The 15946-nt window shown below is 59.6% G+C and carries 26 protein-coding genes; all 26 read left to right on the forward strand.

Annotated features, from left to right (window positions below; genetic code table 11):
- The first annotated feature begins 181 nt into the window (after nucleotides 1-181).
- On the forward strand, nucleotides 182-901 hold the full coding sequence (locus tag U9R80_RS08660) for a helix-turn-helix domain-containing protein (RefSeq protein WP_301843271.1): 720 nt from the start codon (nucleotides 182-184) through the stop codon (nucleotides 899-901).
- The gene (dnaB, locus tag U9R80_RS08665) at nucleotides 894-2273 is read left to right on the forward strand and encodes a replicative DNA helicase (protein ID WP_301843272.1); all 1380 of its coding nucleotides are present in this window, start codon (nucleotides 894-896) and stop codon (nucleotides 2271-2273) included. Before U9R80_RS08660 ends, dnaB begins: the two co-directional genes overlap by 8 nt.
- Entirely contained in the window at nucleotides 2273-2476 is a 204-nt protein-coding gene (locus tag U9R80_RS08670) for a hypothetical protein (RefSeq protein WP_301843274.1), read from the forward strand. The genes dnaB and U9R80_RS08670 overlap by 1 nt, the downstream gene beginning before the upstream one ends.
- Nucleotides 2473-2901: a VRR-NUC domain-containing protein gene (locus tag U9R80_RS08675; protein ID WP_301843275.1), complete on the forward strand. Its 429-nt coding sequence runs from the start codon at nucleotides 2473-2475 to the stop codon at nucleotides 2899-2901. Before U9R80_RS08670 ends, U9R80_RS08675 begins: the two co-directional genes overlap by 4 nt.
- A complete protein-coding gene (locus U9R80_RS08680; RefSeq protein ID WP_301843278.1) occupies nucleotides 2898-4196 on the forward strand; it encodes a tyrosine-type recombinase/integrase in 1299 nt (432 codons plus the stop codon). Before U9R80_RS08675 ends, U9R80_RS08680 begins: the two co-directional genes overlap by 4 nt.
- Complete coding sequence (locus U9R80_RS08685; RefSeq protein WP_301843279.1) at nucleotides 4193-4396, forward strand: hypothetical protein; 204 nt, start codon at nucleotides 4193-4195, stop codon at nucleotides 4394-4396. Before U9R80_RS08680 ends, U9R80_RS08685 begins: the two co-directional genes overlap by 4 nt.
- The gene (locus tag U9R80_RS08690) at nucleotides 4393-4710 is read left to right on the forward strand and encodes a hypothetical protein (RefSeq protein ID WP_301843281.1); all 318 of its coding nucleotides are present in this window, start codon (nucleotides 4393-4395) and stop codon (nucleotides 4708-4710) included. Before U9R80_RS08685 ends, U9R80_RS08690 begins: the two co-directional genes overlap by 4 nt.
- A gap of 11 nt (nucleotides 4711-4721) precedes the next feature.
- A complete protein-coding gene (locus U9R80_RS08695; protein WP_301843283.1) occupies nucleotides 4722-5285 on the forward strand; it encodes a hypothetical protein in 564 nt (187 codons plus the stop codon).
- 156 nt (nucleotides 5286-5441) lie between these two features.
- Nucleotides 5442-5927, forward strand: a complete 486-nt coding sequence (locus U9R80_RS08700) for a hypothetical protein (protein WP_301843285.1) — start codon at nucleotides 5442-5444, stop codon at nucleotides 5925-5927.
- A 73-nt stretch (nucleotides 5928-6000) separates the two neighbouring features.
- Nucleotides 6001-6324, forward strand: a complete 324-nt coding sequence (locus U9R80_RS08705) for a phage holin, lambda family (RefSeq protein ID WP_301843286.1) — start codon at nucleotides 6001-6003, stop codon at nucleotides 6322-6324.
- Nucleotides 6324-6638 (forward strand): HNH endonuclease, encoded by a 315-nt coding sequence (locus U9R80_RS08710; protein WP_301843288.1) that lies wholly within the window; start codon nucleotides 6324-6326, stop codon nucleotides 6636-6638. The genes U9R80_RS08705 and U9R80_RS08710 overlap by 1 nt, the downstream gene beginning before the upstream one ends.
- A 160-nt stretch (nucleotides 6639-6798) precedes the next feature.
- On the forward strand, nucleotides 6799-7191 hold the full coding sequence (locus U9R80_RS08715) for a hypothetical protein (protein ID WP_324804818.1): 393 nt from the start codon (nucleotides 6799-6801) through the stop codon (nucleotides 7189-7191).
- Nucleotides 7170-8702, forward strand: a complete 1533-nt coding sequence (locus U9R80_RS08720; RefSeq protein WP_301843291.1) for a terminase TerL endonuclease subunit — start codon at nucleotides 7170-7172, stop codon at nucleotides 8700-8702. Before U9R80_RS08715 ends, U9R80_RS08720 begins: the two co-directional genes overlap by 22 nt.
- Entirely contained in the window at nucleotides 8699-8908 is a 210-nt protein-coding gene (locus U9R80_RS08725; RefSeq protein ID WP_301843293.1) for a hypothetical protein, read from the forward strand. Before U9R80_RS08720 ends, U9R80_RS08725 begins: the two co-directional genes overlap by 4 nt.
- A complete protein-coding gene (locus U9R80_RS08730; protein WP_301843295.1) occupies nucleotides 8908-10104 on the forward strand; it encodes a phage portal protein in 1197 nt (398 codons plus the stop codon). The genes U9R80_RS08725 and U9R80_RS08730 overlap by 1 nt, the downstream gene beginning before the upstream one ends.
- Entirely contained in the window at nucleotides 10097-10744 is a 648-nt protein-coding gene (locus U9R80_RS08735) for an HK97 family phage prohead protease (RefSeq protein ID WP_301843297.1), read from the forward strand. Before U9R80_RS08730 ends, U9R80_RS08735 begins: the two co-directional genes overlap by 8 nt.
- Nucleotides 10745-10754: 10 nt before the next feature.
- Nucleotides 10755-11957 (forward strand): phage major capsid protein, encoded by a 1203-nt coding sequence (locus U9R80_RS08740; RefSeq protein WP_301843299.1) that lies wholly within the window; start codon nucleotides 10755-10757, stop codon nucleotides 11955-11957.
- 40 nt (nucleotides 11958-11997) lie between these two features.
- On the forward strand, nucleotides 11998-12279 hold the full coding sequence (locus U9R80_RS08745; protein ID WP_301843302.1) for a HeH/LEM domain-containing protein: 282 nt from the start codon (nucleotides 11998-12000) through the stop codon (nucleotides 12277-12279).
- Nucleotides 12272-12589, forward strand: coding sequence for a head-tail connector protein (locus U9R80_RS08750; RefSeq protein ID WP_301843303.1), 318 nt, complete (start codon nucleotides 12272-12274; stop codon nucleotides 12587-12589). Before U9R80_RS08745 ends, U9R80_RS08750 begins: the two co-directional genes overlap by 8 nt.
- The gene (locus U9R80_RS08755; protein WP_301843315.1) at nucleotides 12586-12906 is read left to right on the forward strand and encodes a phage head closure protein; all 321 of its coding nucleotides are present in this window, start codon (nucleotides 12586-12588) and stop codon (nucleotides 12904-12906) included. Before U9R80_RS08750 ends, U9R80_RS08755 begins: the two co-directional genes overlap by 4 nt.
- A gap of 10 nt (nucleotides 12907-12916) precedes the next feature.
- Nucleotides 12917-13087, forward strand: a complete 171-nt coding sequence (locus U9R80_RS08760) for a hypothetical protein (RefSeq protein WP_301843304.1) — start codon at nucleotides 12917-12919, stop codon at nucleotides 13085-13087.
- 3 nt (nucleotides 13088-13090) lie between these two features.
- Nucleotides 13091-13666 carry an HK97-gp10 family putative phage morphogenesis protein gene (locus U9R80_RS08765; RefSeq protein WP_301843305.1) on the forward strand — a complete coding sequence of 192 codons (576 nt, stop codon included), beginning with the start codon at nucleotides 13091-13093 and terminating at the stop codon, nucleotides 13664-13666.
- Nucleotides 13659-14045: a DUF3168 domain-containing protein gene (locus U9R80_RS08770; RefSeq protein WP_301843306.1), complete on the forward strand. Its 387-nt coding sequence runs from the start codon at nucleotides 13659-13661 to the stop codon at nucleotides 14043-14045. The genes U9R80_RS08765 and U9R80_RS08770 overlap by 8 nt, the downstream gene beginning before the upstream one ends.
- A 55-nt stretch (nucleotides 14046-14100) precedes the next feature.
- Nucleotides 14101-14601, forward strand: a complete 501-nt coding sequence (locus tag U9R80_RS08775) for a hypothetical protein (protein WP_301843307.1) — start codon at nucleotides 14101-14103, stop codon at nucleotides 14599-14601.
- Nucleotides 14602-14640: 39 nt separating this feature from the next.
- Nucleotides 14641-14970: a hypothetical protein gene (locus U9R80_RS08780; RefSeq protein ID WP_301843308.1), complete on the forward strand. Its 330-nt coding sequence runs from the start codon at nucleotides 14641-14643 to the stop codon at nucleotides 14968-14970.
- A 299-nt stretch (nucleotides 14971-15269) separates the two neighbouring features.
- The gene (locus U9R80_RS08790; protein ID WP_301843309.1) at nucleotides 15270-15917 is read left to right on the forward strand and encodes a hypothetical protein; all 648 of its coding nucleotides are present in this window, start codon (nucleotides 15270-15272) and stop codon (nucleotides 15915-15917) included.
- Nucleotides 15918-15946 lie beyond the last annotated feature (29 nt).

Below are 15946 nucleotides of genomic sequence, written 5' to 3' on the forward strand. Positions count from 1 at the left end.
ATTCATCCAGTACCCAAATCGCAGGCACAAAAAAGCCGGTGGCTAGACCGGCTTCTTCAAAACACTCAACGAGGTGGATTATGCACACCGCATTCGATACAGGCAACACCCACCCTCCCGCGGCAGGTCCTGCCGTTGCGCAAAACCTTTCACGTCAGGCTATGTCGTCGCGAGGTGCTGTGTGAGCACTATCGTAATGAGCGCTTGTTGGCCTTTGCAGGGGATGACCCCAGCACAGAAGGCAGTGTTGATTTCGTTGGCAGACAACTCAAACGACGAGGGAGTTTGCTGGCCGTCGGTGGCTCGTATTGCTGAGCGGACCTGCCTTACAGAGCGCTCTGTTCGTTACGCGCTGCGCTGGCTTGAGGAGGCCAAGATTCTCACTGCGCACATGCGGGCCGGGCGTTCGACCTGGTACACCGTTAGCCCTTACAGCTATGACCCCGGCAGCAAATGCCCCCCGGCAGCAGATGCCGAGGTACCCCGGCAGCAAATGCCCCACACCCCGGCAACAGATGCCCCACACCCCGGCATTAAATGCCCCCAGAACCGTAAGGGAACCATCAAGGAACCGTCAGGATCTTCCGCGAGCACTCGCGACGAATCGAAAACGGCACCGGTCGACAAGATCGTGGAGTTGTTCAACGAGCTCCTGCCAGAGCTGCCTCGCGTTGTCCTGGTCAACAAGGACCGCAAGTCGAAGATTCAAGCTCGGTGGGCTGAGAGCCCTGTCCACCAGGATCTCGATTTCTGGCGTGACTTCTTCGGCATGGTCCAGGCCAGCGATTGGCTGATGGGCCGGGTAGGGGGCCGAGACAACAAGCCATTCCGCTGCAACTTCGACTGGCTTGTCGCGCCGACCAACTTCGTCAAGGTGGTAGAGGGAAATTACCATGCGTGATCCGTACAGCATCGAGGCCGAGCATGGCCTTCTGGGTGCGATGATGATTCGCCCCGAGCTGATCGACACCCTGAGCGACGATCTTTCGCCAGAGTCGTTCTACTTCGTCGAAAACGCCGAAGTGTTCCGGGGAATCATAGCTGTCCGGGCTATGGGCAAAGCTGTGGACTTCCTGACCGTTGGCGAGCAGATCGGCAGCCTGCCGAATGGCGACCGCGCCCTGGGTTACTGCGCCGAGATTGTGAACAACACACCGAGCGTGGCCAGCGCTAAGACTTATGCAGGCCTTGTCCGGGAAAGGGCGATTGAGCGGGCGCTGTACAGCCTCGGCGAGCAGGCCATGGAAATTGCTCAAGGCACGGAGGACGTCCAGGCTAAGATCGCAGCAGTCCAGGCTGCTGCCATGTCGATCGACTGCGGCGCGGGCGATGACGACATCGTCAAGGCGGGCGATGTGATGGCCGACCAGATTGACGTCTGGCAGGAGAGGCACGACCGACACGCACGCGGCGAAACCCTCATTGGTATTTCCACCGGTTTGAAGGACCTGGACGACAAGCTGGGCGGCCTGCAGCCCGATAACCTGTACGTGGTTGCTGGGCGTCCAGCCATGGGCAAGACAACCTTGGCCATGGGGTTCGTCGGCGAGGCCTCGATCCGGCAGAAGAAGTCATCGCTGGTTATCAGCCTAGAGATGAACAAGGGTCAACTCATTGATCGCTTGGTCGCGTCCGAAGGGCGAATCCCGCTGAACTTGGTCAAAAACGGAACCGCCTGCCAAGACCACGGTACCGAACTTTCTGCCGCTGCGGGCGCCATCAAGTTCGCACCGCTGTACATCGCCGACAAGGCCGGCTCGTCGATTGGCCGCATTCGTTCCATGGCCCGCCGGCACAAGATGCGTTACGGCCTGGACCTGCTGATGATCGACTACTTGCAGCTCATCGAAGGTGACGGCGGCAACCGCACCGAGGAAGTCAGCAGCATCAGCCGCGGCTGCAAACTGCTGGCCAAGGAACTCGGAATCCCGGTGGTGCTGCTCAGTCAGCTCTCGCGCAAGTGCGAAGAGCGCCCCAACAAGCGTCCGGTGCCGTCCGACTTGCGCGAGTCTGGCGCCATCGAGCAAGACGCGGACGTGATCCTCTTCGTGTACCGCGACGAGGTCTACCACGAAAACACCGAAGCCAAGGGTATTGCCGAGATCATCATCGGCAAGGGTCGTGACGTGGAGACCGGTACCGTGCGCACCGCGTTCCTGGGGCAGTACAACCGCTTTGAAAACCTGGCGGCAGGGTGGGTGCCACCACCCAAGGCGCAACCCGAGAAGGTAACCCCGCTGTCTCGCCGCTACGCCAACAAGGATCGCTTCTGATGGCCGATCCGATGTTGATGTCGCCCGATCTCACCGAATACCGCTGGGCCCTTTACGCCTGCGGGCATCGTCTGGATCTCACCAGCCAACCACACCCGCCCGTTGGCCTGTACCGCGACGAGGAGTCAGCGCGCATCCATGGCCTGCGCATGTGGCCATCCACCTTCACTGTCATTGATCTCTATGGAGACGACCATCTGTGACCCCGTGCAAACCAAAGCTGTTCCCCGGCAAGAAGACCCGAGCCAAGCCCGTCGATCGCGAGGGGCAGGAGCAGGCCGCGCTGATGAAAGAGTTGCAGATCCGCTTTCCCCAGGCCTACAAGTTGATCTACCACGTCCCGAACGGTGGGCATCGGGTCAAGGCCGTGGCCGCCAAGCTGAAGGGGCAGGGCGTCAAGGCCGGCGTACCTGACCTGGTGCTGCCCATGGCACGCGGCGGTTACTTCGGCCTGTACATCGAGTTCAAGGCCAAGCCGCCGTTCGATGCGCCGGTATCGCCCAGCCAGGATGCCTTTCTGCAGCTACTGACGAGCGAGAACTACCTGGCCATCGTGTGCCGGGGCAACATCGACGCGGTCGAGGCCATTCGAGCCTACCTGTTCCTGCCCGCCACGGTGGCCGCATGAGTGCAACCCGAGAAGTGAAACTGAGCGAGGCCGAGGTGCGCCGCCAGGCCGCCGACAAGTCGGTGCGCGACCTGCGCGACCCGCGTCACCCCGGTCTGTACCTGCGCTTCTGGAGTAACCGCGATCGCGGCACCTGGCACCTGGTGCGCGGCAAGAAGTGGGTGCCGATTGCGCGCTGGCCGGAACTGGGTGTGGCGGCGGTGCTGGCCGAATTGCCCGCGCTGCGTCAGCGCTTGATGCGCGACCCGGCCACCGCGCCGGTCGCCTCGGGCATGGGCACCGTGGGCCAGCTGCTCGACTGGTACGGTAGCCGAATGGCCCGCGACCGCTCGCTGTCGGTGAAGCGCAAGGCCGGTGCGCGGTCCGCCATTGCCCAGCACCTGAAGCCACGGCTGGATGACCTGGCCCTGACCGATGTTACTGCCGACGCGCTGGACAAGCACCTGATGTGGCCGTGCCAGGCCGAGGTGTCGCTGTCCTACCTGCGGCAGATGTTCGCGCTGCTCCTGACTGCTTTCCGCCTGGCCCTGCAATTGGGGCTGATCGACCGCAACCCAATGGCTGGGATGCGCTTCAACGACTTCACCAAGGCCAAGATCCTGCCCAAGGCGGCCCGCCTGCGCGACGTGCAGTTACCCGAGCTGATGCAGCAGCTGGCCCAAGCCTTCGAGGCGGCCCCCGGTGACGCCATGCTGGCCCTGATGATGCTGGCCCACGGCTCCCGGATCGGCGAGACCCGCATGGCGCGCTGGAACGATATCTCTCTGGCGGCGGCCGAGTGGTTCATCCCGGCGGCGAACACCAAGACCCGTACCGAGCACCGCCTGCCACTGACCGCCCAGGTCGAGGCACTGCTGGTTCGGTACCGGGCTATTCAGCAGGGCCAGGGCTACGAGGGCGTCTACCTGTTTCCGAACCGTCGCGGCCTGTCGTTGAGCGAGACCCAGGCCAGTGCCGTGTTCACCCGCCTGGGGCAGGGCGAGTGGACCAGCCACGACCTGCGCAAGGTATCCCGCAGCACTTGGACCGACCTCGGCATCGACGGCCACATCGGCGAGATGCTGCTGAACCACACGCTGGGCAAGATCGCCAGCACCTACATCCACACCCAGGCCATGCAGCAGCGTCGGGCCGCCCTGGAGAAGTGGCATGCCTGGCTTGATCAAGTTGGCTTCGTAGCCATCCACCGCCTTACCAAGGCCTTATTTGAAAATTCGCAGAATTCGCCACAGGCCGCACAGGACTTGGCGTCGAGCGACCTAACCGCATTTGTAACTGGCGAGGATTTGAAATGATGGTTTTGCTTTGCAAGCGCACGCGCCTCGCCGTGAATCCTGTTGATGTCAGCGCAGTGTTCATTGCCAGCAGTAACGGATATCGGGAGCTGGAGGTAAAGATGCGCACTGGTGACGCGTACCGGGTTCGTCATCAGCCTGAGTGCTTGGACGGTGATGACATCTATCAAGTCCACAAGCAGTTGATGGAGGCTCAGTGAAGAAGAGTCACGGCCCAGCCTTCAAGAAGGAAGCGATCGAGCTGGCTCAGTGCCCGGCGTGCAAGGGGAAGGCGGTCACCAAGAGCATGTTTTATGAGCTGGCCTGCACTGGCTGCAACGCATCGGGCTGGGTAGCTGCAGTGACCGGGGAGGCTCTGCCACTGGAAGAGCTGGTCACCCAATTAAGCCTGCGCCTGCAGGTCGCGCAGCGACACATCAACGAATTGAAGAACCCTCGGGTCACTGGGCCGGAGGCGCTGTATCTGGACGGTAATCGGCGCGGGGGCGGCGGTACCAACTTCACTGGAGATTGAGGGGGAAGGACATGGGTATCTATAAAGACGTAATGAGCACGCTGGTCCGTGTACTGGCTGCCGACAACATCGACAACTCAACCAAGCAGCACTGGCAAAAGCTGATCGATGCCGGCCTGCGCTCGGGTGGTACTGCCAGCACCATCTCGGTCCGCGACAAGTTTGACTATGACTGCTGCCTGCATGCGCTGCTGCATCGTGAGCTGGCACCTGCTCAGTGGGATGTGTTGATTGCTAAGTATTCGACGCATAAGGCCAACAAGGTTGCCGCGATCGGTCGCCTTATCAGTCGCATGAGCTCGCCGGCGCCTCAGCTGTTCATCTACAAAGCGGTCACCGCTTGGGCCATTCCTAAGTTGCGCGGGATGCAGGTCGGCAAGCGGTCCACTGACATGATCGTGCTGCCGCCTGAGTTCTACGACATGAACACCTGGGATGTGGAGGGTAAGCCGGAGTCGACGCGCCGTCGTTGGAAGACCGGGATCGGCAAATGCCTGGAGGTCTTAGAGGAGGCCGCCGTGGTGCACGCCACCGAGATTTTCGACCGGGAAGAAATATTCATCGATGCTGCTTGACCATGATGGCGGAATGATCGTAAATTAACACCATCATGTCGATCTTGCGCGTTATGAGAGTCGATCAGAAAAAGCCCGGGCACTGCGTCGGGCTTTTTTGTGGATAAACCATGCTCTGTATGGCAGTTTGACATCTCCTTAATGTGGAGATTAGAAATGTCGGTTTTTAAAGAGTTATCGCACTGGCGTGCTGAGTACAATGCGGCTCGCATGGAGCAGCTGAATCGTCTTTCAGATCGAGCTCAGCGGCTTGTAGGTGCCCTTCAGAACTATTTGGGTTTGGATTCGCCGCACTGGGTTAACCCCAAAGACGGCGTTGTTATGAATTATGTCCGCATGGGTTCGGGGTCGCCTCAACACTTCGAGGAGAAGGGGCGTCATGAACTCAGCAGCATCGATGGCGTTATGGCCTTCTCGGTTGCGATTACGCTTGAAAACGCACCAGATCAGTACCCTAAAACGCACCATGTTTTCCAGCTAGAAGTGATTGCTAGGCAGGGTGGATATGAGTTCTCTAGCCGAGACTTCGATGGTTCGTTCTTAGTCGGTGCGACAGAAGAAGCCGACCACGCATATGAAGGTGTTTGCACTGCAATCGTCAATGAACTCAAAAAGAGTTACGACGTGGGTCGGGTCTTCTGACTGTTGACGCGATTATTGAGCCCGCCTTGAGCGGGCTTTTTTATTCATCACTCCCCGAGAGGGAGGAACCGGAATGGCCCTTATGCCTGAGAAAGATCCTGGCCTTTGGGCCGCTGCGATCGCCTGGCTGGTTGCGCACCAGCCCCAGCTGACCACCGGTGTCATAGCCGCTGCCGTGGCCATGTGCCGAGTGATCTATGGCGGCGGTCGAGGGCGCAAGATTGTCCTTGAGGGTGCAATCTGTAGCCTGATCGCCATCAGCCTGCTGCCGGTGCTGGAGTATTTTGCGCTTCCTCCCAATCTCTCGGTCTTCGCCGGCTGCATGGTCGGCTTCATCGGGGTAGAGAAGCTGCGCGATTACTCCGACCGGTTCATGAGCCGCAAGGTTGAGGGCTGATGGCTACCGGCTCATCCTGGCATCACCTGTACAAGACCAAGCGCTGGTATCGGTTGCGCTGGCATCAGCTTCAGGCTGAGCCCCTGTGTCGGTTGTGCACTGCGCTGGGGCGAGTGACAGCAGCCAACACCGTCGACCACATCAAGCCTCACAAGGGCGTCGAGTCGTTGTTCTTCGATGCCACCAACCTGCAGTCGCTGTGCAAGCACTGCCATGACTCGATCAAGCAACGGCTGGAGAAGACCGGTCACCTGGTTGGGCACGACCTGTCGGGAGTACCGCTCGATCCGAATCACCACTGGAATGTCGGTTGAGGCACGTCGCAGGCCCGTTGCGGCACGCCAGTACCCCAGGGGGGAGTCAAAATGCGGCGACTCCGCTGGATAGGACCGCCCTCGACCCTCTTCTCTCATTAATCCGTAGAATTTTTGGAAAAAACCGATGGCAGTTCGAGGCAAAAAATCAGTTGCCTCCATGGCTGTCGCGTCGCCGGTTGGGATCGACAATCGGCTGGCACCTCCCTTTCAGTTGACCCCGGCACAGAAGGCCGAGTGGGTCCAGATTGTCAATGCCAGGCCTGCGGATTGGTTCGGTCCCGAGCACTCCTCGATGCTGGTGCAGTTCTGCCGGCACAAAGTGCAATCAGACCTCATTGCTCAACAGGTCGAAGAGTTTGAGCCGGAATGGCTTCTCGAGGATGAAGGCCTGAAGCGCTTCGACAAGCTTGGTGCAATGCTCGAGCGCGAGACCCGCGCTATGAATGCGCTGCTGCGTTCGATGCGCCTCACCCAGCAAAGCCTGGTCCGGGCGGACAAGGCGGTAGCCACACAGAAGGGACGCAAGCCATGGCAGTCAAGCGACGACTGAGCCGGGGCGAGCGGAACATAAAGTGGATCGAAGACTTCTGCTGCATCCCCGAAGGTCGCCTTGTTGGTCAGCGAGTGAAGCTGACCAAGCACCAGAAGAAGTGGATCAAGCGGATCTACGATACGCCGACCCGCACCTTCATACTTTCGATGGCGCGGAAGAACGCTAAGACCGCCCTGTCAGCATTCATCTTGTTGCTGCACCTGTGTGGTCCGGAAGCCCGGCCCAACTCCCAGCTTTACAGCGCAGCGCAGTCGCGAGACCAGGCGGCAATCCTCTTTGAGCTGGCGGCCAAAGTCGTCAGGATGAGCCCGGATTTATCCGAGTACGTGAACATTCGGGATACGGCCAAGGAACTGCTTTGCGGCGAGCTGGGTACTTTTTACAAGGCGCTGAGCGCTGATGCGGCAACCAAGTTCGGGCTCAGCCCGGCGCTGGTCATCCATGACGAATTGGGGCAGGTGATCGGGCCTCGGTCGCAACTGTACGAAGCGCTGGAGACCGCCAGCGCCGCCCAGGAGCAGCCGCTATCGATCATCATCAGTACGCAGGCTCCGACAGACGCCGACCTGCTCAGCTTGCTAATCGACGACGCCCTGACAGGCGCCGATCCGCGAAACAAGGTCGAGCTTTGCACGGCATCGATGGACATGGACCCGTTCAGCGAGGAGGCGATACGTCAGGCAAACCCGCACTTTGACGACTTCATGAACAAGGATGAGGTGTTCCGCCAGGCTTCGGACGCCAAGCGGTTGCCCAGTCGAGAGCCAGCCTATCGGAACCTGATTCTCAACCAGCGGGTGGAGGCGCGTAGTCCGTTTATTCCCCGGGCAATTTGGCAGGAGAACGGTTCCGCGCCAGATTGCCTGGAGGGGCAGGCGGTCTATGGAGGTCTCGATCTTTCCAGTGTGAGCGACCTGACAGCACTGATCCTGGTGGGCGAACAAGGCGATGTTGAATCGACATTCTGGTTGCCAGAGGAAGGCCTGGCCGAGAAGTCTCGAAACGACCGCGTACCTTATGACCAGTGGGCCAGAGACGGTTTCTTGCAGACGACTCCGGGCCGTGCGATCGAGTACGAGTTTGTTGCCGAGTTCCTACGCGGGGTGTTCGACCGTTATGAGGTTCAGTGCCTCAACTTCGACCGGTACAACATGCGGTTCCTCAGGCCTTGGCTGGAGCGAGCGGGCTTCAGCGAGGAAGAACTGGCCAAGTTCAAGGAGTTTGGTCAGGGCTTCGTCAGCATGTCGCCAGCGCTGCGGGAGTTGGAGTCACGTCTGCTGGCCAAGAAGCTCCGTCATGGCATGCATCCAGTGCTGTCGATGTGCGCAGCAAACGCCGTAGCGGTTAGTGATCCGGCCGGTGGGCGCAAGTTTACCAAGGCGAAGGCCAGCGGCCGAATTGATGGAATGGTTGCCCTCGCAATGGCCGTGGCCGCAAGCAGCGATACGCCAGAGGTTGTAAGCAGCCTCTCTGACCACATTTCAAAATACGGAATCAGAACCCTATGACCCCTGAAGACGAAGTGCTCCTTAATGAAGGGGCATCGGTCCTTGTTCGCCTGCGCGAAAGTTTGCCGGATGCAGTTGGATTGATCGGCTTCGGGCTGCTTGCGCGTGGCCTGTGGGTCGGCTTCGGTGAAGCCGTATCGCTATCTGTATGTGGCGTGATCCTGATGGCGTTATCGATCTATGCGATCCGTCGAGGGGGTAGCTAATGCTCCGGGCTCTCCTTGGTAGAAAGAGCGACCCGCAGATCATCGATACGCCGGAGAAGCTTGCGCAAGCACTCGGTGCCGGATACGAAAGCGCATCGGGGCAGCGGGTAACGACCACCAGCGCCATGCAGCAGCTGGTAGTGTTCAACTGTGTTCGCGTGTTGGCCGAGTCAATCGGCATGCTGCCGTGCAGGCTGTTCAAGCAGACCGGCAGGGTTCGGCTTCCTGCAGATGATCACCGTCTGTTCCCGCTGCTGTCGATGGCCCCCAATGGCTATATGACTGCCCAGGAGTTCTGGGAGATGCTCGTGGCCTGCCTCTGCCTGCGCGGCAACTTCTACGCCTATAAGGTCGAAGCCCTCGGCAACGTGGTGGAGTTGCTTCCACTCAATCCGGACATCGTTCAGCCCAAGCTCAAGGACGACTGGACGGTTGAGTACAAGGTGGACTTCAAGAGCGGCCCGCGAACCCTCACGCAGAAGGAAGTTTGGCACGTCCGGTTGTTCACGCTGGACGGTCTGAACGGTCTCAACCCAATCGCCTACGCACGCCAGGCCCTCGGCCTTGGCCAGGCCATGGACGCCCACGCGGCGAAACTCTTCACCAATGGCGCGGTTACCAGCGGGGTGCTGCGCACTGAGCAGAAGCTGACCGAGGAAGCTTTTGGCCGACTCAAGACCGAGTTCCAGGGCGAGCACATGGGCGTGGCGAACGCCTATAAGCCGATGATCCTGGAGATGGGGCTGGACTGGAAACCGATCAGCCTGAATGCCCAGGACACCCAGTTCATCGAGTCGAAGAAGCTGACCGAGTCGCAGATCTGCGGCTTGTACCGTGTTCCGCCGCACCTGGTGGCGAGTATGGAGAAGATGACGCTCAACAACATCGAACACATGGGCATGAGCTTCGTGAACTATTCCCTGGTTCCGATCATGACCCGCATCGAGCACCGCATTCAGGTTGGCCTGCTCAACGAGAAAGACCGCCTAAACCATTACGCCAAATTCAACGCCGGGGCCCTGATGCGAGGCGACCTCAAGGGGCGCTACGAATCCTATGGCAAGGGTATCCAGTGGGGGATTTTGAGCCCCAATGATTGCCGAGAGCTGGAGGATGAGAACCCCCGCGAAGGTGGCGACATCTACTTGACCCCAATGAACATGACCACCAAGCCGGAGGGCGGCAACAGTGCTTAAGAAAATGCGTGTCCCCTTTGAGCTCAAGGCGCTGTCCGAGGCCGGCGAGTTCGAGGGGTATGGCTCCGTGTTCGGGGTCAAGGATCATGGCTCCGATATCGTCATGCCTGGCGCCTTTACCGATTCGCTGATCGAGTGGAAGGGCAAGAACAAATTGCCGCCGGTTCTTTGGCAGCACAAGACCCACGAGCCCATCGGCCCTCACACCGACATGAAGGAGGATGAGAAGGGCCTGTATGTAAAAGGCCAGTTGCTGATCGATGACGATCCGCTCGCTCGCCGGGCCTATGCCCACATGAAGGCTCGCAGCGTGACCGGTTTATCTATCGGCTACACGCTCGATGATTGGGAGTGGGACAGCGTCAAGGGCGCCTACCTGCTCAAGAAGATCACCCTGTGGGAAGTGTCGGTGGTTACGTTCGCCATGAACGAGGCGGCTTATGTCACTGATGTGAAATCTCTGCTGGAGCGCGGGGAAACCCCGCCGCCCAGCAAAGTGGAGCGAGCCCTGCGAGAGGTAGGGTTTTCCGGCTCCCAAGCCAAGGCCTTCATGGCCAAGGGCTACGGCGCAGTTTCACCGCGAGAGGCGGGTGCCGACGACGCACTTCAATCACTGAAATCCCTTTTGGACAAAATGTAAGGAGCCTCTCATGGCTGTTGAAAAGAAAGACATCGATGACGTCGCCGAAGCCCTGGGCCGTAAGTTCGACGAGTTCAAGAAGACCAACGACAAACGCATCGAAGGGCTGGAGGAGGAGAAGGGCAAGCTCTCTGGCCAGGTCGACACCCTGAGCGAAAAGCTGGGCGACCTCGACTCGCTGAAGTCGGCGCTGGAAAAGGAGCTGGCCGACCTGAAGCGTCCCGACGGCACCGGCACCAAGGCTGCCAGCGAGCACAAGACCGCGTTCATGCAGTTCGTCCGCAAGGGCATCGATACCGGCCTGGGCGACCTCCAGGCGAAAGCCTTGCAGATCGGTAACGATGCCGATGGCGGCTACGCGGTGCCGGAAGAACTGGACCGCAGCATCATTGAACTGCTGAAAGACACTTCGCCGATGCGCCAGGTGTGTAACCAGATCACTGTCGGTACCCCAGACTACAAGCGCCTGGTCAGCTTGGGCGGCGCTGGCTCTGGCTGGGTCGGCGAGACCTCTGCGCGCCCTGCGACCGGAACCCCGACTTTGGGTCAGATTGCCGCGTTCATGGGCGAGATCTACGCCAACCCGCAGGCCACCCAGACCAGCCTGGACGACATCTTCTTCAATGCCGAGGCCTGGCTGAATGCTGAGGTGGCTCGCGAGTTCTCCGAGAAGGAAGGCGCCGCTTTTACCAGTGGAGATGGTGTCAACAAGCCTAAAGGCTTCTTGGCTTACGATCTTGTTCTGGACGACGACAAGACCCGTGCGTTCGGTAAGCTGCAGAAACTGATCTCAGGCACCGCCGGCGGCTTCAATGGCGACAAGATCATTGATCTGATCCACTCGCTGAAAGCAGGCTATCGCGCCAATGCCCGCTTCATGATGACCAACCTGACCGTCGCCTATGTCCGTAAGCTGAAGGACAGTCAGGGCAACTACCTGTGGCGCCCGGGCCTCGAAGCTGACAAGCCGTCCACCTTGCTGGGCTACGGCATTGTGGAGAACGAGGACGTGCCTGACGTCGCCGCCGACGCCAACGCCATCTCTTTCGGCGACTTCCAGCGCGGCTACACCATCGTGGACCGCATCGGTACCCGTGTGCTGCGCGACCCCTACACCAACAAGCCCTACGTGGGCTTCTACACCACCAAGCGCGTCGGCGGCATGCTCGTCGATTCCCAGGCGATCAAGGTCCTCACCCTGAGCGCGGCCTGACTGTGTGGGCGCCTACGGGCGCCCATCCACTGGAGTATTTATGCCGATTATTTCCGTAGAAACGCCGTTCAAGTTCGCCGAGGGTGGCAACGAGGTGGTTGAGATCCCGGTCGGCGAACACGACGTCTCCGATCGCTGTGCGCTGGTGGCTGTTGAGCATTTGGGGGTGGCCACCTATCTCGATGGGCAAGGCCGCGCTGAGGTCGACCCATTCAAGATGAGCGTGCCAGAGCTTAAAAAGTGGCTGGCCGCCAAAGGCATCGCGTTCGACCCTGGCGCGAAGAAGGAAGAGCTGAAGGCGCTGGTCCCGAAAAATGATTGATCTGGTGAGCGTGAAGGCGCATCTCCGGGTGGATGGTGACGAAGAGGACGTTTTGATTCAGGGCTACACGGACGCAGCCCTGAGCACCTTCGAGCTCTGGACCAATCGCACACTGATCGAGGAAGGTGCCGCGCTGCCTGACCCAGTTGGTAATGCCTTGAAAATCACCAAGGCCATTCGGCAGGGCGCCCTTCTGTTGATCGGGCACTGGTACGCAAGTCGCGAGACTGTCGTTATCGGAACGATCACCGCCGAACTCCCCATGGCCACCAACGCGCTGTGGAAGCCGCATCGCTGGGTGAACATATGAGGGCAGGCCCGCTGAAGCATCGGTGCGTGGTGACGAAGCCGCACCGACAGAAGAACGCGTCCGGTGGTGCCATCGAGACCTGGCTGGACGCCGGAAAGGTCTGGGCGGAAATCACCATGCCGACCGGCCGTGTCGCTCCATTCGCCGAGCAACTACAGGCGGTTATCAGTGCGGAGATCCGCATCAGGCCCCGGGCGGACATCGTAGCGGGCTGGCGACTCAGCGAAGGCGGCGTGACCTACAAGGTCGAGGCCCCATTGCTTGATAACGACCGCACCATGATGCGCCTGCTGTGTTCCACCGTTTCTAATCCATGAGGTACACCCAATGAAGATTCGTGCACTGGGCCCGCTCTCCGGCGCTTCTGGCGATCGCGTGAAGGGCGAAGAGTTCGAGGTGGACAAAGCGTATGGCAAGGGCCTGGTTGCCCGAGGCTATGCCGAGGAAGTCACCGAGAAGGCCGAAAAGCCAGCCAAAGTCGAAACGGCTAAGGAGTAATCCATGGCCGCTCGCCGCTCCAGGATGTCCGGCGACTTCAAGCTTCGACGGCTTCTGCGCAATATCCACAAGAACATGGATAACGAGCTGAAGCCTGCAATGCAGGAGGCCGCTGACCGAGTGCTGCAAACGATGAAGGACCTGGTACCCAAGGACACGGGAGATGCAGCAGCAGCGCTGACGGCGTTTGTCTCGTCTAGCGGTCTGAACGCCGAGGTTGGTTTGCGTGGCAAGCTCAACAATCAGCGTTACTTTTACCTGCGCTTCATCGAGTACGGCACAAAAGGTTACTCCGGCAAGCTGTACCACCGCACGGACATCAATGCCGTGTCGGGTTCGCACACCACCAATCGGGACCGCTCGAAGCTCAGCGGCAAGAACCGGCTCGGGCGCCGCGATACGAAGAACAAGAGCGACGGCACAACCTTCTTCGGCAAGTACCCGGACATTCCGGCCAGGCCGGCACATCCTTGGCTCCGGCCTGCGATGCAGGTCAACCGGGAGTTCGTTCTGGCGGAGATCGAGGCGGCGATCACCCGCACGCTTCGTAAGGCAAGTCAGGGGGTAGGCAATGGCTGATCCATCCGTTGCCCTTCAAGAGGCACTGTTTGCGCGGCTTGAGGCTGAAGTCAGTTGCCCCGTATTCGACGGCGCGCCGATGAACACTCCGAAGCCCTATGTCTCCATTGACCGGGAAGTCTCGTCGAACATTCGCCCGATCGCGGGGCGCAAGCGCGAGCAACGCCTGATCTATCTCTCGGTGTGGTCCGATGCTATCGGTCAGGCCGAGGTCAAGCGCATCAACGGCGAGATCATCAATGCCCTGGACGAGCGCAGACTGCCGCTGGCCACCGGCCGAGCGGTGTCTGTCCGCGTCGAGCAGGTTGATGCCCAGCGAGACGCCGACGGCATTACCTACCAGGGCTCGATCACGGTTCGCGTGATCACCACCCACTGAACCCAACACCGGCCGCGCTGCGGCTTTTATCCAATGTGCCTTTGGAGGAACCCCCATGGCCGAAGACAATCTCAATACAGCTGCCGGTTGCCGGATCGCGCTCGGCGGCAAAACTGGTGCTGACACCGAAACCGAGTACAAGGCTGATACCTACGTCGATATTGGCGAGGTCGAAGACCTTGGCGAGTTCGGCGATACCTTCAGCAGCGTTACCTTCACTTCGCTGCGCGATGGCCGGGTGCGCAAGTACAAAGGCACCGCCGATGCTGGCGACCTGACCGTAGCTGTCGGCCTGGACAACGGCGACGCCGGCCAGGTAGCCCTGAAGGGCGCGCACAAGGACCGCAGCAAGGGCGACTACAACATCAAGATCACCCTGAACGACGGCGATCCTGATGCCAACCCTGTGATCAACCCGACCACGTTCTACTTCCGTGGCAAGGTGATGAACAACACCGTTGCTGCAGGCAGCGCCGATAACGTTGTTCGTCGCAACGTCACCATCGGCATCAACTCCGACATCCTCGAGCTGATCCCGGCCCCGGTCACCCCATAACGCGCGGGGCTCCGGCCCCGGCTTCACAGGAAGTAATCCATGAACAAGACTTTGCACGGCACTTTTACCGTACAGGTGGGTGAGGAGTCATTCGACCTGGTGCCGACTCTCAAGGCAGTGCGCGCAATTGAGGCTCGCTTTGGCGGCCTGCGCGGTGCGTCGCAGGTGATCACCGCCCTGAGTGTGGATGGTGTCGCGATCATCATCGCCGCCGGCGCCGGCCTGGAGGGCAAGGCGGCCGAAGCCATCCCTGAGAAGGTCTGGCAGGCTGGTGTGCTCGAAGTGTCGACTCAGGTGAATGCCTACCTGGCGGCGCTGTACAACCCTCGGGGAGCCGACAAGGGAAACGCGGCAGCCGGGAAGGCGTAAGCGTCGTCGAGGACGGCAGCTACGTTGACCGGCTGTTTGCGATTGCTACGGGCTGGCTTGGTTGGTCACCCCGGGCGGCCTGGCGCACACCGCTCCCTGAGTTGTTCCTGGCCCTGGATGCCCGGATCGAATGGACGCAAATGACCAACCCATTCGGCAGCGGAAAGGCAGCGGGCCCGAAGGAGAAGCCCAAGGCTTCGACCGTAGCGGACAAGCTGCGGCAGGCGCTGACTGGGAGAAAAGCGCACTAGTGCTTGGCCGGACTTTGATACCCTTCCGCTTTTCGAAGGGAGAACTTTATGCGTGAATGGATCTATGCCGGCGCACTATTGATGCTGTCTGGCTGCGGGGGTGGAGATGACTCTGGCAAGTCCGCCACCCAGCCCGCAGCGCAAAAAGTTGGAACCATAGCTGATTGGATCATGAAGGACTATCCAGATAACTCCATAATAATCGGCAGTGATAAATCAGATCCGACCTATGGGAAGTTTAAGGATGTTATTTCTAGGGTTAATCAAGAAAAGAACGATGCGGCCGAGTTAGTGGCTAGAAAGTGCCAGCGTGTTGCTAGCGTACTCTTTATGCGAAGAGAGAGCTCGCTGGATAATCTTCGATTTATGGTTGACTGTGAGTCAGGCGAGCGCTATGAAGTAACGAGCAGTGATATTTCTCGGGGGGCATCGGTGCGCCCTGATTCCGAAAAAGCCATAGGCAGAGTTGACGCTATCAAAAAGTGTAAGGAGCTAGTGTCTGATAAGTATCCGGATAGGAGTCTGTTGGACTTTAGTGAATTTTCAGATTCTAACTACTATAAAGCGCAAAACGGCAATGTGCGACTTCTTCTCGGTTTCCAAGAAACTAATGCGATTGGAACCAAATCGAACTGGCGCGCAGCTTGTATCTTTGACACCGATTGGAAAGGTGAGGTGGTTATAACCTCGAACTAACAACGTCTGCGTTATGTGATTTCCGAAGC

This window comes from Pseudomonas sp. JQ170C (genome assembly GCF_035581345.1).
GTDB lineage: Bacteria > Pseudomonadota > Gammaproteobacteria > Pseudomonadales > Pseudomonadaceae > Aquipseudomonas.

What these genes read in the sequence shown, in the direction of transcription:
- U9R80_RS08725 (WP_301843293.1), top strand. Translation starts at nt 8,699, where the DNA reads ATGACCCCTGAAGACGAAGTGCTCCTTAATGAAGGGGCATCGGTCCTT.
- U9R80_RS08720 (WP_301843291.1), top strand. Translation starts at nt 7,170, where the DNA reads ATGGCAGTCAAGCGACGACTGAGCCGGGGCGAGCGGAACATAAAGTGG.
- U9R80_RS08750 (WP_301843303.1), top strand. Translation starts at nt 12,272, where the DNA reads ATGATTGATCTGGTGAGCGTGAAGGCGCATCTCCGGGTGGATGGTGAC.
- U9R80_RS08745 (WP_301843302.1), top strand. Translation starts at nt 11,998, where the DNA reads ATGCCGATTATTTCCGTAGAAACGCCGTTCAAGTTCGCCGAGGGTGGC.
- U9R80_RS08670 (WP_301843274.1), top strand. Translation starts at nt 2,273, where the DNA reads ATGGCCGATCCGATGTTGATGTCGCCCGATCTCACCGAATACCGCTGG.
- U9R80_RS08790 (WP_301843309.1), top strand. Translation starts at nt 15,270, where the DNA reads ATGCGTGAATGGATCTATGCCGGCGCACTATTGATGCTGTCTGGCTGC.
- dnaB (WP_301843272.1), top strand. Translation starts at nt 894, where the DNA reads ATGCGTGATCCGTACAGCATCGAGGCCGAGCATGGCCTTCTGGGTGCG.
- U9R80_RS08775 (WP_301843307.1), top strand. Translation starts at nt 14,101, where the DNA reads ATGGCCGAAGACAATCTCAATACAGCTGCCGGTTGCCGGATCGCGCTC.
- U9R80_RS08755 (WP_301843315.1), top strand. Translation starts at nt 12,586, where the DNA reads ATGAGGGCAGGCCCGCTGAAGCATCGGTGCGTGGTGACGAAGCCGCAC.
- U9R80_RS08695 (WP_301843283.1), top strand. Translation starts at nt 4,722, where the DNA reads ATGGGTATCTATAAAGACGTAATGAGCACGCTGGTCCGTGTACTGGCT.
- U9R80_RS08715 (WP_324804818.1), top strand. Translation starts at nt 6,799, where the DNA reads ATGGCTGTCGCGTCGCCGGTTGGGATCGACAATCGGCTGGCACCTCCC.
- U9R80_RS08765 (WP_301843305.1), top strand. Translation starts at nt 13,091, where the DNA reads ATGGCCGCTCGCCGCTCCAGGATGTCCGGCGACTTCAAGCTTCGACGG.
- U9R80_RS08740 (WP_301843299.1), top strand. Translation starts at nt 10,755, where the DNA reads ATGGCTGTTGAAAAGAAAGACATCGATGACGTCGCCGAAGCCCTGGGC.
- U9R80_RS08760 (WP_301843304.1), top strand. Translation starts at nt 12,917, where the DNA reads ATGAAGATTCGTGCACTGGGCCCGCTCTCCGGCGCTTCTGGCGATCGC.
- U9R80_RS08780 (WP_301843308.1), top strand. Translation starts at nt 14,641, where the DNA reads ATGAACAAGACTTTGCACGGCACTTTTACCGTACAGGTGGGTGAGGAG.
- U9R80_RS08685 (WP_301843279.1), top strand. Translation starts at nt 4,193, where the DNA reads ATGATGGTTTTGCTTTGCAAGCGCACGCGCCTCGCCGTGAATCCTGTT.
- U9R80_RS08710 (WP_301843288.1), top strand. Translation starts at nt 6,324, where the DNA reads ATGGCTACCGGCTCATCCTGGCATCACCTGTACAAGACCAAGCGCTGG.
- U9R80_RS08770 (WP_301843306.1), top strand. Translation starts at nt 13,659, where the DNA reads ATGGCTGATCCATCCGTTGCCCTTCAAGAGGCACTGTTTGCGCGGCTT.
- U9R80_RS08705 (WP_301843286.1), top strand. Translation starts at nt 6,001, where the DNA reads ATGGCCCTTATGCCTGAGAAAGATCCTGGCCTTTGGGCCGCTGCGATC.
- U9R80_RS08680 (WP_301843278.1), top strand. Translation starts at nt 2,898, where the DNA reads ATGAGTGCAACCCGAGAAGTGAAACTGAGCGAGGCCGAGGTGCGCCGC.
- U9R80_RS08730 (WP_301843295.1), top strand. Translation starts at nt 8,908, where the DNA reads ATGCTCCGGGCTCTCCTTGGTAGAAAGAGCGACCCGCAGATCATCGAT.
- U9R80_RS08700 (WP_301843285.1), top strand. Translation starts at nt 5,442, where the DNA reads ATGTCGGTTTTTAAAGAGTTATCGCACTGGCGTGCTGAGTACAATGCG.